23 protein-coding genes and 2 pseudogenes are annotated in these 25,444 nt (G+C 69.3%); 15 read left to right on the forward strand and 10 right to left on the reverse strand.

From position 1 onward, the window contains the following. Nucleotides 1–179: 179 nt before the first annotated feature. Nucleotides 180–1,802 carry an LCP family protein gene (locus tag ABT288_RS17180; RefSeq protein WP_351607983.1) on the forward strand — a complete coding sequence of 541 codons (1,623 nt, stop codon included), beginning with the start codon at nt 180–182 and terminating at the stop codon, nt 1,800–1,802. Nucleotides 1,803–2,052: 250 nt separating this feature from the next. Here ABT288_RS17180 and ABT288_RS17185 read toward each other — a convergent pair whose 3' ends face one another. After that, nucleotides 2,053–3,030, reverse strand: coding sequence for a hypothetical protein (locus ABT288_RS17185; protein WP_351607986.1), 978 nt, complete (start codon nt 3,028–3,030; stop codon nt 2,053–2,055). Between the two features lie 590 nt (nt 3,031–3,620). Between ABT288_RS17185 and ABT288_RS17190 the strand changes: the two genes are divergently transcribed. The 6 genes from ABT288_RS17190 to ABT288_RS17215 all read left to right on the forward strand — a co-directional run bounded on the left by ABT288_RS17190 (nt 3,621) and on the right by ABT288_RS17215 (nt 13,192). Next, nucleotides 3,621–6,206: a Pls/PosA family non-ribosomal peptide synthetase gene (locus tag ABT288_RS17190; protein WP_351607988.1), complete on the forward strand. Its 2,586-nt coding sequence runs from the start codon at nt 3,621–3,623 to the stop codon at nt 6,204–6,206. A gap of 13 nt (nt 6,207–6,219) precedes the next feature. Continuing rightward, complete coding sequence (locus tag ABT288_RS17195; protein WP_351607991.1) at nt 6,220–9,471, forward strand: non-ribosomal peptide synthetase; 3,252 nt, start codon at nt 6,220–6,222, stop codon at nt 9,469–9,471. Nucleotides 9,472–9,512: 41 nt separating this feature from the next. Next, complete coding sequence (locus ABT288_RS17200) at nt 9,513–10,517, forward strand: TauD/TfdA family dioxygenase (RefSeq protein ID WP_351607994.1); 1,005 nt, start codon at nt 9,513–9,515, stop codon at nt 10,515–10,517. Beyond that, on the forward strand, nt 10,514–11,584 hold the full coding sequence (gene sbnB, locus ABT288_RS17205) for a 2,3-diaminopropionate biosynthesis protein SbnB (RefSeq protein ID WP_351607995.1): 1,071 nt from the start codon (nt 10,514–10,516) through the stop codon (nt 11,582–11,584). Before ABT288_RS17200 ends, sbnB begins: the two co-directional genes overlap by 4 nt. A gap of 36 nt (nt 11,585–11,620) precedes the next feature. After that, nucleotides 11,621–12,625 (forward strand): 2,3-diaminopropionate biosynthesis protein SbnA, encoded by a 1,005-nt coding sequence (gene sbnA, locus ABT288_RS17210; protein WP_351607997.1) that lies wholly within the window; start codon nt 11,621–11,623, stop codon nt 12,623–12,625. A gap of 144 nt (nt 12,626–12,769) precedes the next feature. Beyond that, the gene (locus ABT288_RS17215; protein WP_351607998.1) at nt 12,770–13,192 is read left to right on the forward strand and encodes a helix-turn-helix domain-containing protein; all 423 of its coding nucleotides are present in this window, start codon (nt 12,770–12,772) and stop codon (nt 13,190–13,192) included. On the opposite strand, the gene ABT288_RS17220 is transcribed toward ABT288_RS17215, so the two are convergent. Beyond that, nucleotides 13,158–14,270 (reverse strand): sensor histidine kinase, encoded by a 1,113-nt coding sequence (locus tag ABT288_RS17220; protein ID WP_351608001.1) that lies wholly within the window; start codon nt 14,268–14,270, stop codon nt 13,158–13,160. The genes ABT288_RS17215 and ABT288_RS17220 overlap by 35 nt on opposite strands. Beyond that, on the reverse strand, nt 14,267–14,932 hold the full coding sequence (locus ABT288_RS17225; protein ID WP_351608003.1) for a response regulator: 666 nt from the start codon (nt 14,930–14,932) through the stop codon (nt 14,267–14,269). Before ABT288_RS17225 ends, ABT288_RS17220 begins: the two co-directional genes overlap by 4 nt. Nucleotides 14,933–15,128: 196 nt before the next feature. Between ABT288_RS17225 and ABT288_RS17230 the strand changes: the two genes are divergently transcribed. Then, nucleotides 15,129–16,391 (forward strand): DUF418 domain-containing protein, encoded by a 1,263-nt coding sequence (locus ABT288_RS17230; protein WP_450857705.1) that lies wholly within the window; start codon nt 15,129–15,131, stop codon nt 16,389–16,391. Between the two features lie 341 nt (nt 16,392–16,732). Here the strand turns inward: ABT288_RS17230 and ABT288_RS17235 are convergent. Next, nucleotides 16,733–16,897 (reverse strand): annotated as a pseudogene (locus ABT288_RS17235) (pirin family protein); the annotation flags it as partial. 204 nt (nt 16,898–17,101) lie between these two features. Here ABT288_RS17235 and ABT288_RS17240 point away from each other — a divergent pair. Beyond that, complete coding sequence (locus ABT288_RS17240; RefSeq protein WP_351608009.1) at nt 17,102–17,560, forward strand: hypothetical protein; 459 nt, start codon at nt 17,102–17,104, stop codon at nt 17,558–17,560. A gap of 53 nt (nt 17,561–17,613) precedes the next feature. After that, nucleotides 17,614–18,147: a tyrosine-type recombinase/integrase gene (locus ABT288_RS17245; RefSeq protein ID WP_351608011.1), complete on the forward strand. Its 534-nt coding sequence runs from the start codon at nt 17,614–17,616 to the stop codon at nt 18,145–18,147. Between the two features lie 54 nt (nt 18,148–18,201). On the opposite strand, the gene ABT288_RS17250 is transcribed toward ABT288_RS17245, so the two are convergent. Together ABT288_RS17250 and ABT288_RS17255 are read right to left on the reverse strand one after the other, a co-directional pair. Beyond that, nucleotides 18,202–18,387, reverse strand: a complete 186-nt coding sequence (locus tag ABT288_RS17250; RefSeq protein ID WP_351608014.1) for a helix-turn-helix domain-containing protein — start codon at nt 18,385–18,387, stop codon at nt 18,202–18,204. Nucleotides 18,388–18,593: 206 nt separating this feature from the next. Beyond that, a complete protein-coding gene (locus ABT288_RS17255; protein WP_351608016.1) occupies nt 18,594–18,755 on the reverse strand; it encodes a hypothetical protein in 162 nt (53 codons plus the stop codon). A gap of 380 nt (nt 18,756–19,135) precedes the next feature. On the opposite strand from ABT288_RS17255, the gene ABT288_RS17260 reads away from it, so the two are divergent. The 3 genes from ABT288_RS17260 to ABT288_RS17270 all read left to right on the forward strand — a co-directional run bounded on the left by ABT288_RS17260 (nt 19,136) and on the right by ABT288_RS17270 (nt 20,518). After that, nucleotides 19,136–19,504 carry a hypothetical protein gene (locus tag ABT288_RS17260; protein ID WP_351608018.1) on the forward strand — a complete coding sequence of 123 codons (369 nt, stop codon included), beginning with the start codon at nt 19,136–19,138 and terminating at the stop codon, nt 19,502–19,504. A gap of 251 nt (nt 19,505–19,755) precedes the next feature. Further along, entirely contained in the window at nt 19,756–20,184 is a 429-nt protein-coding gene (locus tag ABT288_RS17265; protein ID WP_351608020.1) for a hypothetical protein, read from the forward strand. Nucleotides 20,185–20,266: 82 nt separating this feature from the next. After that, nucleotides 20,267–20,518: a transposase family protein gene (locus ABT288_RS17270; RefSeq protein ID WP_351608023.1), complete on the forward strand. Its 252-nt coding sequence runs from the start codon at nt 20,267–20,269 to the stop codon at nt 20,516–20,518. A gap of 385 nt (nt 20,519–20,903) precedes the next feature. Here the strand turns inward: ABT288_RS17270 and ABT288_RS17275 are convergent. Then, nucleotides 20,904–21,359, reverse strand: a pseudogene (locus ABT288_RS17275) (MFS transporter); the annotation flags it as partial. A 9-nt stretch (nt 21,360–21,368) separates the two neighbouring features. Further along, nucleotides 21,369–22,052, reverse strand: coding sequence for a TetR/AcrR family transcriptional regulator (locus tag ABT288_RS17280; RefSeq protein ID WP_351608025.1), 684 nt, complete (start codon nt 22,050–22,052; stop codon nt 21,369–21,371). Nucleotides 22,053–22,289: 237 nt separating this feature from the next. Here ABT288_RS17280 and ABT288_RS17285 point away from each other — a divergent pair, with 237 nt between their 5' ends. Both ABT288_RS17285 and ABT288_RS17290 read left to right on the forward strand, forming a co-directional pair. After that, nucleotides 22,290–23,075, forward strand: coding sequence for an SDR family NAD(P)-dependent oxidoreductase (locus ABT288_RS17285; RefSeq protein ID WP_351608027.1), 786 nt, complete (start codon nt 22,290–22,292; stop codon nt 23,073–23,075). Nucleotides 23,076–23,298: 223 nt separating this feature from the next. Next, nucleotides 23,299–24,456 (forward strand): ABC transporter permease, encoded by a 1,158-nt coding sequence (locus tag ABT288_RS17290; protein ID WP_351608030.1) that lies wholly within the window; start codon nt 23,299–23,301, stop codon nt 24,454–24,456. A gap of 64 nt (nt 24,457–24,520) precedes the next feature. On the opposite strand, the gene ABT288_RS17295 is transcribed toward ABT288_RS17290, so the two are convergent. Then, nucleotides 24,521–24,715: a hypothetical protein gene (locus ABT288_RS17295; protein ID WP_351608033.1), complete on the reverse strand. Its 195-nt coding sequence runs from the start codon at nt 24,713–24,715 to the stop codon at nt 24,521–24,523. Nucleotides 24,716–24,828: 113 nt separating this feature from the next. Further along, the gene (locus tag ABT288_RS17300) at nt 24,829–25,335 is read right to left on the reverse strand and encodes a DUF6640 family protein (protein WP_351608035.1); all 507 of its coding nucleotides are present in this window, start codon (nt 25,333–25,335) and stop codon (nt 24,829–24,831) included. Nucleotides 25,336–25,444 lie beyond the last annotated feature (109 nt).

Here is a 25,444-nt window from a genome sequence, read left to right on the forward strand (position 1 = left end):
CACCGGCCCGGCCATCCGACGGGCGGGGGCACGCGACACGGATCGAGCCGTGCGGTGATGCCCGCGCGGCGCCGCCGGCGGCTCCCCGCGCAGCGTGATCAAACCCATGCACGAACGTCCGCAGGTGCGCCACGACGCCCAGGAAGCCGGACTTCCCAGCCACAAGGAGTACGCCCTTCATGACAACGTCCCAGGACACCTTGAACCCGGCGGGCCGACCCGCACGAGACAACGGCGCGACCCCGGGCCGCAGGCGCAAGCAAAAGCCCAGGCAGCGGGCCAAACGCATAGCCATGGGCGCCGGCGCCTTCGTGATACTCGTCGCCGCGGCAGGCTGCGCGTGGATCTACCAGCTCAACAGCAACATCAAGCACAGCGCCCTGGACACCGGCTCCAAGCCGCAGAAAGGCGCCGTCATCCCCGGCGCGATCAACATCATGCTGATCGGTTCCGACACCCGTAACAGCGCGCTGGACAGCAACCTGGGCGGCTCGGACCCGTCGCTGCCGCACGCTGACGTCGAGATGCTGCTGCACGTCTCGGCGGACCACAAGAACGCCACGGTGATGAGCATCCCACGCGACACCGACGTGCAGATCCCGGACTGCACGCAGAACGGGAAGACGTACCACTTCCCCCGGCACGACCAGATCACCAACAGTCTGAACTACGGTCCTGGCTGCACGGTGTCCGCAGTCAACGCCCTGACCGGGGTCCACATCGACCACTTCATGGTGGTGGACTTCGGTGGTGTGGTGAGCATGTCCGACGCTGTGGGCGGCGTCCAGGTCTGTACCACCGGCAACGTGTACGATCCGGGCTCCCACCTCAAGCTCTCCAAGGGCACCCACACCCTGGTGGGCCAGGGCGCCCTGGAGTTCCTGCGCACCCGGCACGCCTTCGGCACCGCGAGCGACACGGACCGCACCCAGACCCAGCACATCTTCCTCAGCGCCCTCATCCACAAGATGAAGAGCGCCAGCACGCTGGCCGACCCCACGAACGTCTTCAGCCTGGCGGAGGCCGCTTCCAAGGCGTTCGCGGTGGACGACGGGCTCGCCGGCGTCACGAAGCTGGTCACCCTGGCCAACACGCTGGGATCCATACCGGCCGACCACATCACCTTCACGACCATGCAGACCGCCCAGGATCCCTACAACCCGAAGGCATGGCTCGTGCCGGGGCCGAACGCGCAGCAGCTCTTCGACGCGATCGCCAACGACCAGTCGCTGACACCGACCACCTCGTCGTCGAAGCCGACGCCGGGCGCCACCGCCTCCACCGACCAGTCGGTGGACCCGTCGACAGTCGAGGTCCACGTGCTCAACGGCACCGGGATCACCGGCCGCGCGGCCGCAGTGCAGAGCGAGCTGGCCGGCAAGGGCTACTCCAACTCCGTCGTGAGCGGGGGCCCGACGCCGACCGTGACCGCGAGCAAGGTGGAGTACCCCACCTCCGACCCGATCCACAAGCGTGAGGCCCAGCAGGTGGCCGCCGTCCTCGGCCTGCCGTCCTCCTCCCTCACCACGGCCTCCGGCATCACCTCGATCCATGTCGTGGTCGGCCCCGACCTGAAACCCAAAGGCGTCCCGTCGGCCCCCAAGCCCCCGGCGAACATCGGGGCGGCGACGACCGGCGCCCACACCGAGAACGCCGGCGACACGGTCAAATGTGCCCCGGCCAGCCCGTGGCCCCTGGGCGGCCTCCCCGCCTCCGCCGCGGCCTACCAGGGCCTCACCGTCGAGCAGGCCTACACGAAAGCCACCAGGAACGGCATCCCGGACTCGGACAAGGCCAACTGATCGAGCGGCAGACCGGCTCTGTGTTGGCCGGGTGGAAGGCGGCGCCCACCGAGCGCAGATAGAAGGCGTAGGCCGCCGACTCGATCTGCTCCTCGCTCAGGTACGGGAGCCATGGATTGCCGAGCTGGGCGCGCCGACCTCCACAAGGAACTCGGCGACCTCGGTCCGCTCTGCGGCCGGTCCGGCGGATCTTCGCGTGGCAGCGCCCGGCCGAGCACCTTGCAGGCGCGGGTAGTCCTTGGGACAGCGGTCAGTCCGCCTCCGCCGCCGCGAGCAGCGCATCGAGCGCCGTTCGCAGCTCGGCTACTTCAGCCGGGGTGGGATCGGCCGGTTCGTGCGGCACCAGCGCAGCGGGGTTCACCACGGCGGTGGTGCCCTGCGGACCAGGCGCAGCCGTGGCGGGGGTGAGGAGCGCGCCGTGGTCGGGCGGCGTGGTGCCGAGGCTGTCGCTGAGTCGCCGCAGTGCGTCCGTGAGCGGGGGCTGCGGGAAGGGAAAGTCCGCGGGGAGCAGCGCGGCCTGCTGGGTGTGGTCGTCGCCGTGGAAGTCCAGGACCCAGTTCTCCCAGCCCGGCAACGGCCAGTTGTGGATGCCGGCCACGGTCTGCACCGCCCAGAGCGAGACGGTGCGTGCCTGAGGGTCGAAGTGGACGCCGCCGTACGGCATGTCGGTGAGTGCGGGGGTGGCCGGCGACGCAACGAGCAGGTCGATCAGGCGGGGGCCGGAGGCGAGGTGTTCGATGGGCTCCCAGTCGCTGCCCCACGCGCGAACACTCCCGTCGGGCAGGCGCAGGGAGACGACAGAGCAGGGCTCGGTGTACTCGGTGGCCGCGAACCCGGAGGGCTCGAAGGTCTCGAACCAGCCCGGCGCACGGGTCAGGTCCCTGCCGAGTCCCAGGTGGTGGGTCAAGTCACCCATGCCGTCGTGCGCGAAGCGGACGTCCCAGCCGGGCCATGTCCGGGCCAGTGCGGCGCGGGCGGCCACGTGGTCGGCCCAGCTGCCCTCGAAGGCGAACCAGAGCAGGATCCGGCGGTCGTGGTCGACGAGTGCGGCGCCCTCGCACCACACGTCGTCGAGCCATTCGTCGATCTCCCGGTTGGCGCGGAAGCAGCGTGTCGCCGCGACCGGACCGGGCAGCAGATCGTCGACCACCCGGTTGGCGGCCCAGTGCGAGTAGTACCGCTGCCAGGCGCCGTTCTCGACCACCACGTACTGCGCTCGTGCTCCCATGACCGGCGAGGCTAGCGCCGCTGGACGACGGGCGACGAACGCTTTTCAGGTGACGAACTCGGGCCGGTCTCGATGTGACTCGGGCCGGGATCTCCATCAACGATGTTCACAAGCTGACGTTGCCGCATGCTCTCCGTGACTGCAAAAATGCCAGTTCAGCGCATACGGCCTCGTGCCTTCAGCGGCACCGGCGGCACCACCTGGCTGCCGCCTCGGTGCGGCACCTCCGCTCACTCCTGGAGCACCACCTCCACCTGGCGCCCGGCGGCCGACGGCTGAGTTGCCTCGACCGCAAGGCGATCGACGGCTTACGGGCGGCGGATCGGACCGGCGCCCCATGCCCGGCTCGATCGGCGCTGCCGCCCAACCCGATCACGGCGCTCGCCGGATCCTTCCGCGGCATCTGGGGGACCGCCAAGTGGATGACGTGCGGGCTCCCTTTCCTAGCCCGGAAACAAGGGAAAAAGCCCCAACCTCCCAGACCGAGCGCAGGGTGGAATCAAGGAAATAAGTGGCAACTTGCCCCCTATATAGACAAACTGGATCCGCCGGTTCGTGATCAGGAACATCCACGTTCCAGAGGAGAGCGCATGGCGGATCAGTCCTCAGAGGTCCTGTCGGAGCCGGACGACCCTGCCGTCGTCCTGAGTGACGCCGCCCCCAGAGGGACGGAGACCGAGCGGGAGCTCGCGCAGGCGCTGGCCGACCTCATGGGCGCTGAGCGCGTTCCGGTCGACAGCCACTTCTTCGCCGATCTCGGCGCCAACTCCCTGGTCATGGCCCAGTTCTGCGCGCGGATACGGAAGAGAGCGGATCTGCCGTCCCCATCCATGAGGGACATCTATCAGCACCCCACGATCCGAAGCCTGGCGGCGGCTCTCGGGGAGGCTGCTCCGGCTCGCGTCGACGCGGTGGACGCCCCATCGGCGCCGGCGCACGTGCCGTCGCCGACTCCGGGGCCGGCCGGGCACCGGTGGAACCATCTTCTCTGCGGAACCTTCCAGTTACTGGTCTTCCTGAGCTACTCCCTCGTCTCCGGATTCGTCACCGCCGCGGGTTACGAGTGGATCGCCACCGGTTCGGGCCTCGCGCACGTCTACCTGCGGTCGTTGCTGTTCGGCGGCATCGGGTTCGTCGCGCTGTGTGCGTTCCCGGTCGTCGCGAAATGGCTCCTCATCGGCCGTTGGCGACCGGGCGAATTCCCCGTCTGGGGCCTGACGTATCTGCGCTTCTGGCTCGTCAAGGCGCTGCTCCACGCGAACCCGATGGTCTTCTTCACCGGGACTCCGCTGTACGTGCTGTATCTGCGGGCCCTCGGCGCACACGTCGGCAAGGGAGTCACGATCCTCTCCCACTCCGTCCCGGTCTGCACCGACCTGCTGACGATCGGCGCGGGCACGGTGATCCGCAAGGACTCGTTCTTCCTCGGTTACCGGGCCCACGCGGGACACATCCAGACCGGGCGGATCACGCTCGGCCGCGATGTCTTCGTCGGTGAGAAGACCGTCCTGGACATCGACACGTCGATGGGCCACGGTGCCCAGCTCGGCCATGCGTCCGCCCTGCACCGCGGCCAGGCGGTCCCGGACGGTGAGCACTGGCACGGATCTCCGGCGGAGCCCACGCGGATCGACTACGTCAGGGTCGCTCCGGCCGGATGCGGCACCGCGCGCCGGGCCTGGTTCGGCCTCGGCACCCTGGTGCAGCTGTTCCTCCTGTACATCCCGCTGGTCGTCGGCGGTGCGTACATGCTGTTCACCGAGGTACCGGCGATCGGCAAGCGACTCGACCCGCAGACGGCCGCACTGTCCCGGTCGGAACTGCTCTCCGACGCGCTGGTGCTCTCCCTCGTGCTGTTCTTCGGGTGCGCCGCCCTGGGGCTGGTGGCCCTGTGCACCGTGCCGCGTCTGCTGGGTCTGTTCGTCAAGCCCGACCAGGTCTACCCGCTCTACGGCTTCCACTACGCGCTGCACCGGGCCACGGCTCGCATGACGAACGTCAGGTTCTTCGCCTGGCTCTTCGGTGACAGTTCCTACATCGTGCACTACCTCCGCGGACTCGGGTACGACCTGTCACGGGTCGAGCAGACCGGGTCGAACTTCGGCACCGAAGTGCAGCACGAGACGCCGCTTCTGGTCTCCGTCGGCAGCGGAACGATGGTCGCCGACGGACTCTCGATCCTCAACGCGGACTTCTCCAGTACGTCCTTCCGGCTGTCCAGGGTGTCGATCGGGCCGCACAACTTCCTGGGCAACAACATCGCCTATCCCGCAGGCGGCAGGACGGGGGGCAACTGCCTGCTCGCGACCAAGGTGATGATTCCCCTCGACGGCGAGGTCCGCGAAGGCGTGGGGCTGCTCGGCTCACCGTGCTTCGAAATTCCCCGAACGGTGGACCGAGACGCACGGTTCGACCATCTGAGGACAGGCGACACACTCCGCCACCGGCTCGCCGCGAAGAACCGCTACAACCTTCGGTCCATGGCGCTCATGCTGCTCGTGCGATGGCTGCACACCTTCGCGCTCACCCTGTTCGGTCTCGTCTCGGTGGACCTGTACGGCGTGATCGGACACGTGGTGATCGCCGGATACCTGGCGATCGCACTCGGTTTCTCCACCGTGTACTTCATCCTGGTGGAGCGCTGCATCACATCGTTCCGTGCGCTGCGCCCCCGGTTGTGCTCCATCTACGACCCGTACTTCTGGTGGCACGAGCGGCTGTGGAAGGTCCCGGACCACTTCCTCAACCTCTTCAACGGCACCCCCTTCAAGAGCCTGGTCTGGCGGCTGCTGGGCGTGCGCATCGGCAACAGGGTGTTCGACGACGGCTGCTATCTCACCGAGCGGACGCTCGCCGCCATCGGCGACGACTGCACCCTCAACGCCGGCAGCAAGATCCAGTGCCACTCGCAGGAGGACGGCACCTTCAAGTCCGACGGCACCACGCTCGGCGCCGGATGCACGCTGGGCGTCGGCGCCCATGTGCACTACGGGGTGACCATGGGCGACGGCTCGGTGCTGGCACCCGATTCCTTCCTCATGAAGGGCGAGGAAGTCCCTCGGAACGCACACTGGGGCGGCAATCCCGCGGTGGACATGCCGGAGAGCGGCAACCGGTCCACCGGCGTTGGCCGGGGAACGTCAACAGCCAACTCCGCCACAACAGCGACGAGTTGAGGAAGGCCATTCGATGGGGACGCGCGTGGAAGCGGACCAGGAGTTCTGGAGCCGGGTACTGACCGCCGGCAGTGGCACCACGGTGCCGCGCTGGGTTCGGGAGCCGGTGCCGGGAGCGGCCGAGCACGAGATGGCGGTGCCGGACGAGGTGACGGAGGCGGTACGGGAACTGGTCCGGCACCGGGGACTGCCGGTCAGCGCTCTGATGCTGGCCGCACACCTCAAGGTGCTGGCCGCATTGTCCGTCGAGCCGGACGTGGTCACGGGTTACACCACCGGTGTGCGCGGCGAGCCGCTGCCGTGCCGGGCGGCCGTCTCCCCGGGGTCCTGGCTGGCACTGCTGTCGGCCGCCCAGCACGCCGAGGCGGAGGTGCTGGAGCACCGGGAGTTCCCGGTGGAGAAGCTACGGCGGGAGCTCGGACTGACGGAGCCGCCGTACGAGGTCGTGTTCGGTCCCATCGGAGCCGACGAGACCCACGCCGACGACGGTGTCCTGCACGTGCGCTGGTCCGACCGGGGCGGACATCTGAGGCTGCGCCTGCGGTACCGCACGGATGTGCTGGACGCCGCGGCGGCGGCACGTATCGGCGGCTACCACCTGACGGCGCTGCGGCTCATGACGGCGGATCCGGACGCCGACCACACGCGGCAGAGCCTGCTGTCGGCGGACGAGGCTCAGGAGCAGCTGGAAGGTCTGGCAGGGCCCCGCCGGCCGCTGCCCGACGCGCGGGCACACGAACTGTTCGAGCAGCGGGTGCGGGCGCATCCACAGGCCGTGGCGGCCGTGCACGGCGAGCAGGAGTGGACGTACGGCGAGCTCGACCGGCGCGCCAACAGACTGGCGCGAGCTCTGCTGGCGAGGGGCCTGGGCCGGGAGGACGTGGTCGCCGTCGTCACCGAGCGCAACCTCGACTGGCCGGCAGCGGTGCTGGCGGTGTTCAAGGCGGGCGGCGTGTACCTGCCGATCGAGCCGCACTTCCCGGCCGGCCGTATCGCGGCGACGCTGTCGCGAGCGGGGTGCCGACTGGTCCTGACCGAGTCCGGCAGCACCCACACCCTCGACCAGGCGCTGGCCACCCTGCCGGGAGTCGAGAAGCTGCTGGTCGACACGGCGTACGCCGAACCGCACGCCGACCATGACCTCGGCGTTCAGGTCGACCCCGGCCAACTCGCCTACATCTACTTCACGTCCGGCTCCACCGGTGAGCCGAAGGGGGCGATGTGCGAGCACGCGGGCATGCTCAACCATCTCCACGCCAAGATCGAGGACCTGGCGATCGGCGCGGGGTGCGTGGTGGCCCAGACCGCCCCGCAGTGCTTCGACATCTCCCTGTGGCAGCTCATGGCCCCGCTGCTGGCCGGCGGGCGGACCCTGCTGGTCGAGCAGGACGTGATCACGGACGTGGAGCGGTTCGTCGACACACTGGAGCGTGGCCGGGTCGGTGTGGCACAGGTCGTGCCGTCCTATCTCGAGGTCGTGGTCTCGTATCTGGAGCAGCATCCGCGTACGCTGCCGGACCTGCGGTGCGTGTCGGTCACCGGCGAGGCACTCAAACGGGAGCTGGTCCAGCGCTGGTTCGCGGTCCAGCCGGGCATCGCTCTGCTCAACGCCTACGGGCTGACGGAGACGTCGGACGACACCAACCACGAGATCCTTCACGGGGTGCCCGACCGGGTGCTGCTCGGGCGGCCCGTGAACAACGTGCGCGTCTACGTCGTGGACGAGTACCTGTCCCTGGTACCGCTCGGCGCCCCGGGGCTGATCGCGTTCTCCGGTGTCTGCGTGGGCCGGGGGTACGTCAACGATCCCGAGCGGACCCGGGAGGCGTACCGGACGGACCCGTACCGGCCGGGTGAACGGCTCTACCTGGGCGGGGACTGGGGGCGCTGGCACCCCGGCGGCAAACTGGAGTTCCTCGGCCGCCGGGACAGCCAGGTCAAGATCCGCGGCTTCCGGATCGAGATCGGCGAGATCGAGAACTGCCTGTTGCGGGTGGACGGAGTACGGGACGGCGCGGTGGTCGTCGCCGAGCGGTCCGGCGGCGGCAAGCAGCTGATCGCCTTCTACTCCGGCAGCAGGCAGCTGCCGCAGGCACTCCGTGAGGCCCTCGGCGCGGCGCTGCCCGCCTACATGGTCCCGTCGGCCTTCCACTGGCAGGACAGCCTCCCGCTGACCGCCAACGGCAAGATCGACCGCAAGGCCCTGACCGCACTGGCCGAGGAGTCGGCACCGGAAAGGGAGGCGGGGAACGACGCCGGCCCGCTCAGCCCCACCGAGCGGAGGCTGGCCGCGGCCTGGGCCGAGCTGCTGGGGGTGCCCGAGCAGCAGATTCGCCGCACGGACCACTTCTTCGACTCCGGGGGCACCTCCCTGACCGCGGTCAGACTCACCCTCGCGCTCGACCGCGTGGTGTCCCTGAAGGACATCACCCGGCACCCGGTGCTCGCCGACCTGGCCGCCCTGATCGACGGCACGGCCCGGGAGCGCCCAGAGCTGCTGGTGCCCCTGTCGGACGGCCGCGGTGTGCCGGAGTGCGCGTTGGTGTGCTTCCCCTACGCAGGCGGCAACGCGGTCAACTACCAGCCGATGGCGAGCGCGTTGGCGGCCGGCGGAGTGGCGGTCCTCGCCGTGGAGCTCCCCGGTCACAACCTGGCCGCACCCCCCGGACCGTTCGCCTCGATCGAGCAGGTGGCCGAGCAGGTCGCCGCCGAGATCACGGCGCGCGGCCTGACCCGGGTCATGCTGTGGGGCCATTCCTCGGGCGCCGCGCCGGCCATGGAGACGGCCAGGAGACTCCTGCAGCGAGGCGTGCGCGTGACGCGGCTGTTCCTCGGTGCGCACCTGCTCGGTACGGCCACCGACCGGCACACGGCCATCGGCGAACTCGACAGCCGCAGCGACGCCGAGATCGCGGCGCGGCTGACCGCGGACACCGGCTATACGGAACTGGCGGAGCTGAACGAGCGGCACGCCGAACACATCGGTGCGGCCTACCGGCACGACTGCCTCGGCGCACACCGCTACTTCCGCGAGGTCCTCGATGCGCCGCCGAGGGTGAGGCTTCCCACGCCGGTCACCGTGGTCGTCGCCGCCGACGACCCGCACACCGCCGATTACGCCGACCACCACATGGACTGGCTGCTCCTGGCCGAACACGTCAGTCTGCACGAGCTCGCCCACGGCGGCCACCACTTCCTTCGCACCCGTCCGGCCGAGGCGGCACAGGCCGTCCTGAGCACCGTCGTACCACTTGCCTCCTCCTGAGACCCGTCGCATCCCCGGCGGTCGACCGAAAGGAATCCGAATTGCCCTTCTCATCCCTGACATCAGCACTCGATGTGGAGCTGCGACCGGACAGACCGGCGCTGCTGCACGTCGACCCACTCGACGACGCCGCCGGCTGGGCGGCCGAGTTCCGCGAGGCGCTGCGCGCGCAGGTCACCGAACACGGGGCGTTGGTGGTCCGTGGGCTCGGGCTGCGGGACGTCGACCAGGTCGGCGCCGTCTTCGCGCGTCTGGCCGACGGCCTGATGGCGGAGAGGGAGGCCTTCGCACCCCGTCAGGCCCACGGCCTCGGCCTGTACGCGTCCACGACCTGGCCCGCCAACCAGCCGATGTGCATGCACCACGAGCTCAGCTACCTGCTCGAGGTGCCCGGTCTGATGCTGTTCGCCTGCCTGGCCGCGCCCGAGCAGGGCGGGGCGACGGCGGTGGCCGATGCCGAAGAGGTGCTGCGGGCCCTGCCCACCGGGCTCACCGAACGGTTCGAGCGCGAGGGCTGGATCCTGACCCGTACCTACAACGACGAGATCGGGGCGAGCCTGGTGGAGTCGTTCGGCACCGGCGACCGCTCCGAGATCGAGCGCTACTGCCGGAGCAACTCCATCGACTTCACCTGGCAGTCCGACGGGACACTGCGCACGGAGCAGCGCCGCAGCGCCGTCGTCCGGCACCCGCTCACGGGCCGGCGCTGCTGGTTCAACCAGATCGCCTTCCTCAACGAGTGGACGCTGGCCCCCGAGGTGCGCGAGTACCTGGTGGACGTCTACAGCGAGGACGGACTGCCGTTCAACACCCGCTACGGCGACGGCAGCCCGATCGGTGCGGACGTCGTCGAGCTGATCAACTCCACCTACGAGGCGCACACCCGACGCGAACCCTGGCAGGCCGGTGACCTGCTGCTCGTGGACAACATCCGCACCGCGCACAGCCGAGAGGCCTTCACCGGAGAGCGGCAGGTGCTGGTCGGCATGGCCGAGCCCCTCCGGCCGGCCGACGTCTGCCCGGCTTCGGAGGCGAGCGAGCGATGACCGACGTACTGCCGACCGCCACCCGGCCGGCCACGCGCGAACCGGCTTCCCTGCCGACCTTCGCCGTGATCAGCGGTGAACAGGTGCAGCAAGCACTGAGTGGGCGCGAGAAGCAGCTCGTGGAACTGGTCGAGGCCGCCTACCGGCTGCACGACGCCGGAGACACGGTCAACCCGCCGTCGTACTTCCTGCGCTTCCCCGACCGTCCCACTGCGCGGATCATCGCACTGCCGGCTTCCCTCGGCGGGTCGGTCCCCGTGGACGGTCTGAAGTGGATCTCCAGTTTTCCGCAGAACGTGAGTGCCGGGCTGCCGCGGGCCTCCGCGGTGCTCATCCTCAACGACCACGACACAGGCTACCCGTTCGCCTGCCTGGAGAGCTCGATCATCAGCGCCACCAGGACCGCGGCGTCCGCGGCACTGGCGGCCGACTGGCTCAGCCGCAGCCGTCCCCGCCCCACCCGCATCGGTTTCTTCGGCACGGGCCTGATCGCCCGTTACATCCACACGTTCCTCAGCGCCACCGGCTGGGCTTTCGAGGCGGTCGGCGTGCACGATGTGTCCGCCGGCAGCGCCACCGGCTTCTGCGGCTATCTGCGGCAGGCCGGCACCACAGCAGCGATCACGGTCCACGACAGCGCCGAGGACCTCGTCCGCGCCAGCGACCTCGTGGTCTTCGCCACCATCGCCGGCCGGCCACACGTCACCGACCCGGCCTGGTTCAGCCACAACCCCCTGGTCCTGCACGTGTCCCTGCGCGACCTCGCCCCCGAGGTCCTGCTGGGCTCGGCCAACTTCGTCGACGACGTCGAGCACTGCCTGAAGGCCGACACGTCGCCCCACCTGGTGGAACAGCTCACCGGCAACCGAGACTTCCTGAACGGAACGCTCAGCGACGTCATGGCCGGGCGCGCCACACCACCACCCGGCCGGCCGGTGGTCTTCTCACCGTTCGGGCTCGGCGTCCTCGACCTCGCCGTCGGCAAGTATGTCTACGACAAGGTGTCCCGGGAGGGGAACCTCCGTCTCATCGATGACTTCTTCCACGAACTTCGCCGTTACGGCTGAGGCTGTCGTCCTCGGCCCGGCACCAGGAGGTCTGTCGTGCCTGTCGTTTCGGCTCCGTACGAATTCAACCAGAGCGATCTCTTCATCGATCTGGAGTCGATCTGCGGATACCCGCTCCATTTGAAGTGCGAGGCGTTCAACTTCGCCGGCTCCATCAAGCTGAAGGCCGCGAAGGAGATGGTGGAGAGCGCCGAACGTGACGGAATCCTGGCACCGGATTCCGTCCTCGTCGAGTCGTCCTCCGGGAACCTGGGGGTCGCACTCAGCGTGATCGCCGCGAGCAAGGGCTACCGGTTCCTGTGCGTGACGGACTCCCGGTGCAACCTCTCGACCAGGCTGCTGATGGAAGCGGTCGGCAGCGAGGTGCACATCGTTGCCGACCAGGACTCCAACGGCGGCTTCCTGGGCACGCGAATCGAGTACGTCCGTGCGCTGTGCGCCTCCGACGACCGGTACGTCTGGCTCAGCCAGTACACCAATGAGGGCAACTGGTGGGCGCACTACCGCACGACGGGCCCGGAGATCGCCCGTCAGTTCCCGGAAGTGGACGTCCTTTTCGTCGGGGCGGGCACCACCGGGACCCTGATGGGCTGCGCGCGCTACTTCCGGCAGCGGCACCGGCCGGTGCGGATCGTCGCCGTGGACAGCGTGGGTTCCGTGGCGTTCGGCGGCGAGCCGGGCCGCCGGATGATCCCGGGCCTCGGTATGAGCATGCGCCCGCCGCTGCTCGACGAGTCCTATGTGGACGAGGTGATCCAGGTGGAGGAGACGGACACCATCCGCATGTGTCGGCGCATGGCCAGACGCGGCTTCCTGTTCGGCGGCTCCACCGGAACGGTGGTCAGCGCCGCGACGGACTGGCTCGCACGACATGACGGGAGTGTCGTCACAGCGGTGGCCATCGCGCCGGACCTCGGCGAGCGCTACCTCGACACCGTCTACCAGACCAACTGGCTGCAGGACCTGTACGGCGATCAGATGCTCGACATCGCCGACACCACTGACACCGCACAGGTGGACACCCTGGCCCCGGAGGCCTAGTGACCTGATCCCGCCGTTGTCGGTGACGGATGCACGGCGGGCTGTGCTGCAGGGACGGGTGCGTCGACGGTCGACGGCTCAGGCTCTCTGGCCTTGCGGTCCCGGATCGTTCCGGAGTGTGCCGAGGGGCATTCGATCACGGAGGTGTCACGGCGGCTGAAGGCCGCTCCGGACACGGTCCGCACCGGGCGAAGCCGCTTCCTCGCCCGCGGTCTGGAGGGCCTGTCCGACGAGCCCAGGTCAGGCGTCGCCAGGAAGAACACCGATGCCGATGTGGAGCGGGTCATAGTCGAGACGCTGGAGGAGAAGCCGGCGAACGCCACATACTGGTCGACCCGGTCGATGGCCCCGGCAGGCGAACCGGCTTGCCGTCCGACGGGAGGAGGACATAGGGGCGTAGGCCCACCGGGATCAACGTTCACGTTGAATCCCGCGACTACCTGGACCACCTGCGCTCGGCTGCGGCCCGCGGCCAGCTCGCCGAGGTCTTGGACACCATCCGCGACCATCACGCCTTCATCCGCATGCAGGGTCATGGCGAGTTGGCGGCCGGCAGTTCCAGGTTGAGCTCGTAGCCGCCGTCGGGCGTCGGCCCGCAGCTGATGGTTCCGCCGAGGAGTTCGGCGCGTTGGCGCAGGCCGATGAGGCCGTGATGGGCGCCGGGCAGGAGGAGCGCGGGCCGGGTGGGGGCGCTGTTGGCGACGGTGGTGCGGATGGTGCCGTCCGCGTGAGTGATGTGGACGATGGCCCTGGCACCGGGGGCGTGTTTGCGGACGTTGGTCAGGGCCTCCTGGACGGTGCGGTAGACGGCGCGCTGGATGGTGGGAGGAAGGTCGTCAGGCAGGTCCGTCTTCAGTTCCGCGTCGATGCCGCTGGTTTCGACCAGCCGCTCCAGGGTGGCGAGGGACGGTTGGGGGGTGAGTTCTGTGTGGCGACTGCCGGAGGCGCGCAGCACGCTCACCATGTGCCGCAGCTCCTCGAGGGTCTGCACGCTGAGCTGACGGATCGTGGTTGCGGCGTGTCTGGTCTCGGCGTCCCGGCTGCCCACCTGGAGTGCTCCGGCCTGGACGGCGATGAGGCTGACCTGGTGGGAGACCACGTCATGCATCTCCCGGGCAAGTTGTGCGCGCTCCTGTGCGAGGACGCTCTGGGCCGTGAGCAGCCGTTCGTGCTCGCGGGCCTCGGAGATCTCGGCGAGCCGTTGGGAGAGGTCGCGGCGCGCCTGTACGAGCTGGCCCAGAAAGACGGGAGCGGCTGCGGTGGCCAACGTGTAGGTGAGGTGCAACAGCGTGTCGGCGTGGGTGAGTTCGTTGGCTTTCAGGGACGACCACGGCCAGGGCAGGAAGTCGGTGATCGCGTAGGCCAGGGCGCAGCCCGCCAGCAGGACGCGGTGGCGGCTGAACGAGGCGAGAGCGTACAGGGCGGCCGTGGTGGCGAACACCGCGTCGGTGGTCATGGCGGCGGGGATCGTGAGCGTGAAGGCCAGCAGCGGTCTGTGGCGGCGCAGTGCAAGGGCGAGGCCGGCCAGGAGCGGCCAGACCATGGCCGGCAGTGCCTCGATGTCGACATGAACCCACGCGTCCGCCAGCGCGACCAGGACCAGGGAGGCGTCCAGTAGCGCAGCCGACAGTCCTCTCGGTTTCACCGGGCGTCCGCGCCCTGGGGCGGCGCCAGCAGACCCGCGCGTTCGGCGATCAGGGCGGCCTGAACGCGGCTGCTGACCTGCAGCTTGCCGAGCACGGTGCTGACGTGGCCTTTGACCGTGCCGGTGCTCAGGTGCAGACGTTCGCCGATGTCGGTGTTCGCCAGGCCCTCGGCCATGAGCATGAGCACGGCCCGCTCGCGCTCGGTCAGCCGGGCGGTGAGGCGGGCGGCGGGCTCGCGACCGTCCTGGTCGAGGTATCCGTCCACCACGGTGCGAGTGATCTTGGAAGACAGCACCGTCCCGCCCTCGGCCAGGGCTCGCACCAGATAGGGCAGCTGCTCGGGGTCGGTGTCCTTGAGCAGATAGCCGGCGGCTCCCGAGCGCAGTGCGGTCGCCACGTATTCGTCGGTGTCGAAGGTGGTGAGCATGGCCACCACGGGAGGATCCGGCATGCGGCGGATGTCGGCCAGGACGGTGAGGCCGTCCACGTCCGGCATCCGGATGTCCAGGAGAACGATGTCAGGCTGTGACTCACGCACCATGGGCAGGGCCCGGCTGCCGTCGACCGCCGCCACTACCTCGATGTCGTCTGCCGCATTCAGGATGTGCGTGAAGCCCGTGCGGATCAGAGCCTCGTCGTCGACCACCAGTACCCGGATCACCTGCGCTCCGCTCCTCACATGCTCGCCACTCGATGCGTACCACCGCGGCAGCCGTCCTTCGTCGGGCCGGAGGCGATTCCCGCCGATTGGCGGCGCGGCCCCAGCCAGTCGGCCGGAGTGGCTTCGGCAGGTTGGCGGGGGGCCTTCGGAAACGCGTCGGGTGATGTGGGGCGGTGGCCTGGCAAGACCTGAAGACATGACGCAGAACGCAACGCCGGCTGCGCCCACGCAGGCGCCGCATGACCTTGAGGCGGAGCGCCCCTCCGCCCCTGCTGGTGCAATGCCGTCGACCGGACGGCTGATCGGCATTGACCTGGCCCGTGGCCTCGCAGTCTTCGGCATGTACTCCGCCCATGTCGGCCCCGACGTGACAGTGGGCGGGCCGGTGGGGTTCCTGCTGGAGACGGCGCGGGGCCGCTCCTCCGCCCTCTTCGCGCTGCTCGCCGGCTTCTCGCTGGTCATCATCACCGGCCGGCCGCACCCCCACACCGGGCGCTCCGGCCGTCAGGCAGTGGCCAGGATCGTCATCCGGGCCGTTGTCCTCCTGGCGCTCGGATACGCCCTGACCGCTCTCGACACAACGGTGGAGGTGATCCTCAGCTTCTACGGACTGCTCTTCCTGGTTGTTCTCCCGCTGTACCGGTTGCGGGCGCGGACGCTCGCGCTCATCGCCGCCGCGGGCGCGTTGATCCTGCCCCAGGCCCTGTACGCGGTACGGAGGTCGATCGAGGACGGGACCTGGTCAGACGCTGTCACGGCCTGGGACCCGCTGGCCCGGATCAGCGGCACGGACGGCATTCTCGAACTAGCGTTCACTGGTGCGTATCCGGTTCTGACCTGGACACCGTTCCTCGTCGCGGGCATGGCTGTGGCCCGGCTGGATCTCTCGCGGTCGGGCATCCGGTCTCGGTTGGCTGTTGCGGGCGGGGCGCTCGCTCTGTTGGGCTACGGCGGCTCCTGGTTGGCCCTGCGGCTGGTCCCGCACGCTCTTTCCACCATCGCGGCCGCCACGGGCGAACCAGCGTCGTCGGCATGGTGGTCCGACACCGTCGGCGAACCCGAGAACGGCGTCCCGCCCGCCTGGCTGCTGGTCGCCGCACCGCACAGCCAGACGTCCTTCTCGATCCTCGGCAACACGGGCGTCGCCTTGGTGGTGGTGGCCGGCTGTCTGACCGTCGCCGACCGGATGCCGCGTCTCACGCGTCTGGCCAGTCCCATCGCGGCGGTCGGCATGATCGCGCTGACCGACTACGTCCTGCACATCGTCGCCCTCTGGTTCTTCGCCGACGTCTGGTACGTGCCCGCGACCGAGGGGGACACCATGAGCGCATTGCCGGTACTCCTCGGCTTCCTGGCGGCTGCCGTACTCCTGGCGGCCGTGTGGACGCGGCTGTTCCGGCGCGGTCCCCTCGAGTACCTGCTCTACGTCGCCACCCGGCCCGCGCGGCTCATCAGGTAGGTGAGCGGCGACTCCGCCTGGCGGGCGGTGTCACCCGGTCGGCGACGCGAGTTCGGCTTCGGGGTCGTGTGAAGGCTTGGGGCGAGTTCGGCACAGTGTCGCTGCCGTCGACGCGGTACCCAAGACGGTGGGTGCGCCGAGTTGGCCCGATCGTGACGCCCCCCACCACCGTCACCTCGAGATCCCCCCCGGGGGAAACATCCAGTCGCTCGACGAGCACGAAGCAACGTCAGCTTCTGAACACGGTGGAGTGCGGGCAGGTGGCCCACGAAGCTGAGCATCCGTCAGTAAAGTCAGTATTGGGTCAGCATCGGCCTGATGAGAACTGCGAAAATGCCAGTTCAGCGCGCTCGACCCCGAGATTTCAACGGTACCGGCGGCAGCTCCGGCGCGGGCAACGGCCCCCCTTCGTACCCCTTCACCTCGCCGAATCGGGTCCCTTTCGTCCAGTCGTCGCGGGCCTGCTCGATCTCTGACTGGGTGCGCCCCGCGAAATCCCACCACATATCACGTGATTGGCGATTCTTCCCAGGTCAGGGGCATCGAAGACCCTCGGACGTCAGCAAAAGGTCAGCATTGGACGCCGAGGAGACAGCACCGCATGGCGGCACGCGCGCTCGCCCGCGGGATGGGCACCTTCTTCAAGGGCTGCGAGCACCCCGAGTCCCGTTGGTCGAAGTGCCCGCACGAGTACAAGATCCGGTACCGCAATGGGGGGGGGCAAGCATACGGAGGAGTCCGGCTTCGGAACCCAGGACAAGGCGATCGCGCGTTTGATGGAGGTCTACAACCAGAAGAAGGCGATGCCTCGGTCCCAGTCGAAGGCGGAGCGGATCCAGAAGTACGGGCGGATGCGCTTCGAGGAGTATGTCGAGGAGTGGAAGGCCGGCCAGCGGCACCTGGCTGTCTCGTCGCTGCGGCACCTCGACTCGCTGCTGGAGCACCACCTCTACCCGGCGCTCGGCAGTCGGCGGATGAACTCCTTCGACCACAAGGTGGTTGACGGCTTCATCCGAACCATGGAACGCAATGGTGTTGGTGTGGCCACGCAGTCCAACGCCTTCGACAAGCTGCGCGCGGTTCTCCTCGATGCGCATCGGCTCGGTATTTTCTCCGACAACCCGTTGGATGGCGTCAAGCCGCCGCAGTACGACCGGCTCGGGCGGTGATCCCGTCTCTCGAACAGCTTCGAGCGATACGGGCCGCGGGTGACGACGCCTTCATGCTGGTCGTGGACCTGATGAGCGGCTGCGGCCTGCGGAACGGCGAGGCCTTCGCGGTGAACCTGGACAACATCGTGGCCGATGACGTGTACCGGGTCACCGAGCAGGTCGTGCTGTCGACTCGCCGGTACGGGCCGCTCAAGCACAGGAAGGCGGGGGAGTACCGCGACGTGCCCCTTCCCGCGCGGATCAGGGAGACGATCGAGTGGTACGCCGACACGTACGGCACGTTTGACGGCTGCCTGCTGCGTCAGCCGACCGACCCTCGCAAGCCGTATCCGCATTGGGGGATGGACAACCAGTGGAAGCGGATCAGGGCAGCGGGCAAGGCGGACGTCCCGGAAGGGATGGTCCTCTACGGCAACCGCCAGTTCTACGCGTCGAACTGCCTGAGCAACGGCATCCCGATCACGGACGTCGCCGAGTGGATGGGACACAAGAGCGTCGACGTCACGTTCAAGATCTACCGGCACCTTCTGCCGGGATCGATCGGCAAGGCGGCGCAGGTGCTGGACATGGCACTCGCAGCCTGACGCGGCGGGTGATTCCTGGCCGCGCCGGTGGCCAGGAATCCAGCGTGGAGGAACTCAGCCGAGCTTCTGCTGCCGAGCCCAGGCGTGCACATCGGTGACCTTGAACTGCAGCTTGGCGCTACGGCCGTTCCCGAACTTGTAGGGGACGAGTCCGAGTTTGGGTGCATCTCGGTACACACATGTGATCGACATGTTCAGATACTCGGCGGTCTGCTTGGCGTTCATGAACTGCATGGGCATGCAAGGTCCTCAAGGTCACATTCGACGACAGGGCCTGAGCCTCCGCTGTAGACCGCGGTTTGCCGGGCAGCGGATCGAGTGGTACGGAAACGCTCCCTCGTGATTTCCGAGCACCGGCATCTGAGCCCTTGGCCCCAGGGCCGCCGCGCAGTGGGTGACTCGACCGGAGATAGGGGATCCGGCCTTCGGCGCGCTGCACGTTCGTCTCAGCAGTTCCCTGGTTGCTGGTGGTGCACCATCTGCCGCGCTTCTGACCCACGCAAATGTCTGATGCCTGGGGCGGTGGCCATCTTCTCGATCACCGGAGCGCCGATGGCCGCGTCCCAGCCGTCGCCGTCTGCGAGGTTATTCAGCAGCTCCTCCAACACCTGGGCTGGGGTGCCGGACCAAGGAGGCCAGTGGGGCGCCCGTCGAACCCAGGATGGGCGGTTTGTCGTTGCAGGGCTGTGACGGGACGGGGGGATTGTTGTCGAGAACGGCCGAAAGAATGGCGTGCACGGGACAGGCGCGACCTGCCTGTTTCCACGTCATGTGCTCTTTCTGGGGGGGACCAGTTCTGATGCGTTCCACTATGCCTCGCGCGATGGCTTCGACCGCTGTCGCGGTGTCCGCCGTGTTTCTGCTCGGCGCGTGCAGCAGTACCGGTACTGGTTCTGGGGCTGGTTCGGTTCATGCGGGCGGTTCGGCTGCAGCGGCTCCGGGCGGGACTCAGCCGGCGGCCACCGCGTCTGCAGGCGATGGCCAGACGGTGCCGGCTGCGTCTGCGAAGATCACCGGATGCCGGAACCTGGTCGCGACCGCGGCGGTCAAGACGGCGGTCACCCGGGCGTACACCAGCCACAACGCCCTTTTCCACCACATCAAGCCGCGCCCGGGCCAGTTCCTTTACGGGCAGTGCGGGGACACGCGGTACGCCGCGACCGCCTTCGAACTCACCCCGGGCGCGACGCGCCAGGAGCAGGTCGGCATCCAGGACGATGGCAGTGCGCGCAAGTACTTCATCCTCCGGGGCGGCCGGCCCTGGGGTTACAGCCACAGCGCCGCCCCGTTCAGCGGCGGCTGCGTCGGAATTCCCCGGGAGCTCTCCCAGCTGTGGGACAACTGCCCCTCTGAATGACGGCTGACCAGTGCTGTGGGGCCAGGATGAGGACGAAGCGTCGCCGCCTGGCCTCCAAAAGCAGGTGCCGTTCGTGTCGGCCTCACACCCAGGGCTCGCCGGGGCGCACGCTTGATACGAGAACTGGCCCGTCGTCACGGGGGAGAGCGACGGGCCCAGCGGCCCCACGGTGCCACACCGCCGGCCGAAGCGCACCCAATTCGAGAAGCAGAAGCAGGAGCCGTCAGCTGAGACCGAGCCTGCTGAGCGCCGTGGTCCAGTCGATAACCACGGCCTGCTGCGCAGCCGCCCGGGTGACCTTCCCGGAGCAGACGGCCACTCTGTACGAGAACGCGAACCCCTACCTGATCAACGAGCCGTCCGGTGCCCTGGACACCGGACGCGCCAGCTACACCGCGCTCGATGACCGCACGGTGCGGGTGAGCGGGGCCGAGTACCACGAGGCGGACACCTGCACGATCAGGCTGGAGGGCTCCCGCCTGGTGGGCTGCCAGACCATCGCGATGGGCGGGATCCGCGACCGCGACGTCATCGAGCACCTGGCACCATGGCCTCGCCCGGGCTGTGAAGGTCTCCTTCCCCCGGCCTGTCCGGCAGGGCGACGTCCACGACCGCGACTGCTGTGGAGGCCGGCAGCACGCGGCGCTGGTCACCTCCCCGTCCCCGCGGCGACCGGCTAACCCGCGGAGGCGACCCGAACACCAGCGGTTGTGGGCCCCGCAGCCGGCACGGCCGGAAAGCGGGTCTGGCGGCACCCAGGACATGAACCGCGACGAACTCACCTGGCAGGATGTGCTGTTCAAGGGCCTCGAGGTACTGGTCACCGCGGCGGCGTACGGCGCGTGCGGGATGGTGGCGCGGTTGAGCGGCCGCCGCGACGCGGGCTCGTGTCCAGCCTGTGGCCGGGCATCGGCTCGTGTGCAGGACCGCTACGAGCGCCGTCTGCAGGATCTCCCGGTGGCCGGGCACGCCGTGCGGACCCTTGCTGTCGGTGAGGCGATTCGTCTGCGCTGACGGCTCCTGCTCTCAGCGCACATCTGTCGCACAGATACCGGGTTTGACCATCCCCTACGCCCCGGTGCACCGATCGACTGGGCGCGGTGCCGGACCGGATCGCGCTCGCATTGACCGGCCGGGCCGGAGCTCGGACGGGCCAACGCCCTGGGAGTGACGGCGGGGCGGATGGGACTGTTGAACCGGATCGGGGCGATGCCCGACCCGCTCTACGACACCCCGCGCATCCTCGGTGTCGTCGATTCGCAGCCGATGAGGACAGGAAGCCGCGGACCTTCAGCAACCGCAGATCCAGGATCGGGTTGTCGGTGCGGAGCGCGTGCACCGCGAACGCTGCGAGCAGCAGGACCCCGATGGCCAGCGGGACCACGACGTGCCGATCGGCGAACGAAATGTGCTTGCTGGCCTCGTTCAGGCCGAAGACCACCCCGGCGCAGGCCGGGGAGAGCACCAGGAGGCCAAGGACATCCAGCTTCCCGGCGGTGCGTGACCGCCTGGTCGGCATGGTCCGCCAGGCGAGCACGATGGCGGCGATGCACACCGGGACGTTGATGAAGAAGATCCAGCGCCAGTTCCAGTCATCGACGATGGCGCCACCGACCACCGGGCCCAACGCGGACGGGATCCCGAACGCGATGAGACTGCGGGCATCCCCGGCGGTGCCGCACAGTACCGACCCGAGGAGGCACAGGCGGATGCTCGTGCTCCACATCGTCCGGGCGCCGAAGCGTTCCAGGGTCCAGCCGGACAGGGCCATCACCGCGGCCATCGCCGGCGGGTATCCAGAAAAGCTTGCGGGGCCTGCCATCCGGACGGGGAAGGCAGGCCCCACAGCGGGCATGGCTGCGGGTCAGGGCTCGGTCGGGGTGTCGGCCGATCCGCCTTCGGGGACGAGGTGGGCTGTCATCTCCTCGTGGGTGGGAGCTGCCGGCAGGGTGCGGGTGCGTTCCGGGCGCAGCCCGTCGAGGAAGACGCCGAGGTGTCGCGCGGCCAGCGCGGTGGCCTGCTGGGGTGGGAGGTAGGGCAGGGGGCGGCAGATCAGCGCGGCAGTGGTGATCAGGTCGACGGCTGTGATGTCGGGCCGGAGAGCCTGGCGGGTGCGCCCTTCGGTGAGGATCTCCTCCAGTGCGGCGGCGATCTCCCGTTGCAGTTCGCGGGCCTGGGGTTTGTTCGTCATCGGGCCCCCGATCAGGGGCAGTGACAGCAGGTCGCGGTTGTCGATGAGGTCCTGCAGGAAGGTCTCCACAGCCGTGAACGGGTCGGTCTGCGCCTGCTTCGCCGCCGCGCGGGCGGTGTCGAGCACGAGGGCGAATCCGTCCAGGAGGACCTGGGCGATCAGGGCGTCGCGGTCAGGGAAGCGTCGGTAGAGGGTGGCGATGTTCACGCCTGCCCGGCGGGCGATCTCGTCCAGGGGGACGGCGGTGCCCGACTCACGGAAGGCGGTGCGCGCCGCGGTCAGGATCTGGGCGCGGTTGCGTGCGGCGTCGGCGCGCAGCTGCGGGGTCCCGTCTCGCCCTGGGGTGCTGCCGGTCACGGTGGTCCACCTCTGCTGTCGTCGTGCTCCGCGTGCGTGCCGAGCGTACGACACCCAGGATAAGTGAAGGATTTACTGCGGTTAGTGCTAGCCTGGTCCGTGTCGGCCCGTGGAACGCGATGGCTGGACCCAGAGCCCCGACCTCCCTTGCATTCGTGGGCAGGGGGCGGCGGCGCGGCTGGTGCACCCGGTGTGTCCCGAGAGCCGGTTCGTCAACACGGGAAGGAAAGAAGACCTATGACCTCACTGGGCAGCAGCCGCTTCGCGGGCAAGGCCGCGGTGGTGACCGGAGGCAGCCGGGGGATCGGCGCGGCGGTCGTCGCGCGTCTGGCCGCAGAGGGAGCCGCGGTCGCCATCGGCTACCGCGGCAACAAGCAGGCGGCGGACGAGCTGGTCGACACGGTCACGGCCGACGGCGGCAGGGCACTGGCCGTGCGCACGGACGTCGCCGATCCCGAGCAGACCAGGGCCCTGGTCGAGCAGGCGGTGTCCGAGTTCGGCCGGCTCGACGTCCTGGCCTCGTGCGCCGGCATCGAGCACTTCGACGCGCTGGAGAACATCACCCCGGCCGACTTCGACCACGTCTTCGCCGTGAACACTCGCGGTCAGCTGTTCGCCGTCCAGCACGCCGCGGCCCACATGCGGGAGGGCGGGCGGATCGTGCTGACCTCCTCGGTGAGCGCCTCCCGCGCGGTGTTCGGCCACACCCTGTACGCCTCGTCCAAGGCGGCCGTGGAATCCATAGTCCTCAACCTCTCCGCAGAGCTCGGCCGGCGCGGCATCACAGTCAACGCGATCGCCCCCGGCGGCACCGCCACCGACATGGCCGCGGAGCACGGCGCCCGCTATCAGCACCCCCTGCTCAGGGATTCGATGCCGCTCTCCCAGTGGCTGTCGGTCCACGGCGCTCTCGGCCGTCTGGCCAAGCCCGAGGAGATCGCCGCGGGTTATGCCTTCCTCGCCTCCGACGACGCCGCCTACATGACCGGCCGCACGCTGCCCGTGGACGGCGGCTTCTTCTAGAAGCCTTCTCGACCGAGGCCCGCTGCCGTCGACGGCCCATGTCGTGACCGGCGCCGGTCCCGCCACCCCGCTGCGTGACCGGCGTCATGCGGCCGGCCGGCAGCCGCTGACGCGGACTGGCCCGGCCCAGGCGCTCCCTAGGCAAGTCCGCACGGATGAAGCCCAGTTGGCGCTCATACAAGAAGTCCCTACCGCAGGCCGCGCGTAAGCGGCAGATACCCACATGCAGCACACCACGCCCGTTCCCCCGCACACGTACCCCGAGGGTGTCGAGTCGAGCCCCTCCACCTCCTCGGCCGACCCCTCGGCGGGGGCGTCCGTCGACGTGCCGCTGGGCTCCCGCCCTGAGAACAGCGAGCGACGCGGCCGCCATGCCCTGCTCGACACCGAGCCGGGTGTCCCCACTCCGGTACTCGCCGCAGGCGCCGCGATCCGCAAGGCCATGCTCGTCCCGGTGGTGACCGCGCTGGCGATCGGAACGGTGTTCGTCGCGGTGTACCTGGCGGCCTTCCACGCGCCCACGGCTCACCACCAGCCACTGGGCATCGCAGCCTCCGACCGGACGGCCGCACGCACCGAGCTCGCCCTGAACGACACCGCGCCGGACGCCTACACCTTCCACCGCTACGCCGGCGCCGACGCCGCCCGCGACGCCGTCACGCACGACCGGGTGCCCGCCGCCCTGGTCACCGAGGGCAATAGCACGGTGCTCCTCGCGGCGGGCGCCCAGGGGCCGTCCACTGTCGCCGGCCTGCAGGCCGCCGTCACCTCGGTGGTCGGACACCCGGTAGTGGTCGAGGACGTTGTACCGCTGGCGCCCGGCGATGCCCGCGGACTGTCGGTCTTCTACGCCTCCTTCGGCGTCGTGCTGGCCGGCTTCCTGTTCTCGGTGGCCTCCTACCAGATCGCCCCGCGCCTGCAGCTGGCCGCCCGGCTGGCCTCCACCGCGGTCTTCGCGGCCGCGAGCGGCGTCATGGTGGCGCTCCTCGGCCACCAGGCCTTCCACGCCTTGCCAGCCGCGTTCACCACCGTGGCCGTGATCGCGGGCCTGTTGGCCATGGCCACGGCGGTATCAGCCGGAGTGCTGCTGCGCATATGCGGTCCGATCGGCATGCCTGTGGCGTCGGTGGTGCTGCTGATCTTCGGCAATGCCACCTCCGGGGGCATCCTGCCGCCCTCCTTCCTGCCGCCGTGGCTGGCTCCCCTGGCGCAGATCATGCCTCCGGCCGCCGCCGTCCGGGCACTGCGCGGCGCCGGCTACTACCACTGCGCGCACCTGGCCAGCGGCCTGCTCGTGCTCGCCTCCTGGACGCTCGGGTGCCTGGCCGTCCAGTACACCCTCGACGTCCGAGCCGCTCGGCGGAAGGCGCCCGCGGTATGACCACTCCGGGTACGGCGGACGGCCCAGAGCCACCGAAAGCGGCCCGGGCAGCGGCTGAACGCGTTCAGGTGGCCGCGGCCCCGCCCGCGGAGTCGGTGGCGGCCGGAGCGGTCGTCAGGTTCGCCTCGATCCGTCTCCGCACCCGCAGGGCTTCTTTGCGCTCCCCGTCCGCCGGCCCTGCGGCGGTGAGCTCTTCCAGGTCGCTCCATGACCGCTGCACCCGGTCGCGCAGGGCCTGGCCCGCGCGAGTGGCGGCCACGACGACAGCCCGACGGTCGAGCGGAGAGGGCTTGCGGGTGACGAAGCCGGCCTGCTCCAGGCGCTGCCCGGTCGCCTCGCTGTCGCGATGGCGCTGCGCGCCACCCTTGACTGCTATTCAGATCCTCGCGCGAGACGCCGACTCTCCAGACCGTAAGCCAGAACGTTCAGTGCCAGCGAGACGCTCGCTACGACGGTCTGCGGGCCACGGACCCTGGGCGGCCTCGCCGGGACCTGTTCCTCCTGTTCCCGGCCGCTGCCCGGTCCGGACGCCCCGGCGTCCGCGCGGTCAAGGGCGGACGCGGGCCATGGCCCGTCGAACAGGGCTGTTCCCGGGAAGAGGGTCGACGACAATTGCGTGATCCAGTAGACGGACGCGGCGGCGGTGCTGACCTGCAGGCGGTCCCGGGTCCAGGGGCCGCGGCGGCCCCACAGCGTGTAAAGGCCGGCCATGCCCACCGCGGTGCCCATGCTCATGGTCTGAGCGTTGTGGAACTTGGCGTGCGGCGGCCAGTTGGGGTTGTAGATGTGGGTTTCGTTCCAGTCGAAGAAGTAGCTGCCATACGCCGTCACGAGAGAGGTCAGGGTCAGCAATGTCTTTCCGGTGCTGATCCTGGTCATAGAAGCCTCCTTGAGTGGATGGTGAGGGGCTGAATTCTCCATGGCTTGGAGCACATTGATGCTCGGCCCTGGGCGGGCCCAGTGCCCAGCCGGTCGGTTGTAAATGGCG

The organism is Streptomyces sp. NPDC001093, assembly GCF_040298985.1.
GTDB lineage: Bacteria > Actinomycetota > Actinomycetes > Streptomycetales > Streptomycetaceae > Streptomyces.

Excerpts from the sequence above, each read along its gene's own strand:
- ABT288_RS17180 (WP_351607983.1), top strand. The coding sequence starts at position 180 with ATGACAACGTCCCAGGACACCTTGAACCCGGCGGGCCGACCCGCACGA.
- ABT288_RS17185 (WP_351607986.1), bottom strand. The coding sequence starts at position 3,030 with ATGGGAGCACGAGCGCAGTACGTGGTGGTCGAGAACGGCGCCTGGCAG.
- ABT288_RS17190 (WP_351607988.1), top strand. The coding sequence starts at position 3,621 with ATGGCGGATCAGTCCTCAGAGGTCCTGTCGGAGCCGGACGACCCTGCC.
- ABT288_RS17195 (WP_351607991.1), top strand. The coding sequence starts at position 6,220 with ATGGGGACGCGCGTGGAAGCGGACCAGGAGTTCTGGAGCCGGGTACTG.
- sbnB (WP_351607995.1), top strand. The coding sequence starts at position 10,514 with ATGACCGACGTACTGCCGACCGCCACCCGGCCGGCCACGCGCGAACCG.
- ABT288_RS17230 (WP_450857705.1), top strand. The coding sequence starts at position 15,129 with ATGACGCAGAACGCAACGCCGGCTGCGCCCACGCAGGCGCCGCATGAC.
- ABT288_RS17240 (WP_351608009.1), top strand. The coding sequence starts at position 17,102 with ATGGGGGGGGGCAAGCATACGGAGGAGTCCGGCTTCGGAACCCAGGAC.
- ABT288_RS17245 (WP_351608011.1), top strand. The coding sequence starts at position 17,614 with ATGCTGGTCGTGGACCTGATGAGCGGCTGCGGCCTGCGGAACGGCGAG.
- ABT288_RS17250 (WP_351608014.1), bottom strand. The coding sequence starts at position 18,387 with ATGCCCATGCAGTTCATGAACGCCAAGCAGACCGCCGAGTATCTGAAC.
- ABT288_RS17270 (WP_351608023.1), top strand. The coding sequence starts at position 20,267 with ATGAACCGCGACGAACTCACCTGGCAGGATGTGCTGTTCAAGGGCCTC.
- ABT288_RS17285 (WP_351608027.1), top strand. The coding sequence starts at position 22,290 with ATGACCTCACTGGGCAGCAGCCGCTTCGCGGGCAAGGCCGCGGTGGTG.
- ABT288_RS17290 (WP_351608030.1), top strand. The coding sequence starts at position 23,299 with ATGCAGCACACCACGCCCGTTCCCCCGCACACGTACCCCGAGGGTGTC.
- ABT288_RS17300 (WP_351608035.1), bottom strand. The coding sequence starts at position 25,335 with ATGACCAGGATCAGCACCGGAAAGACATTGCTGACCCTGACCTCTCTC.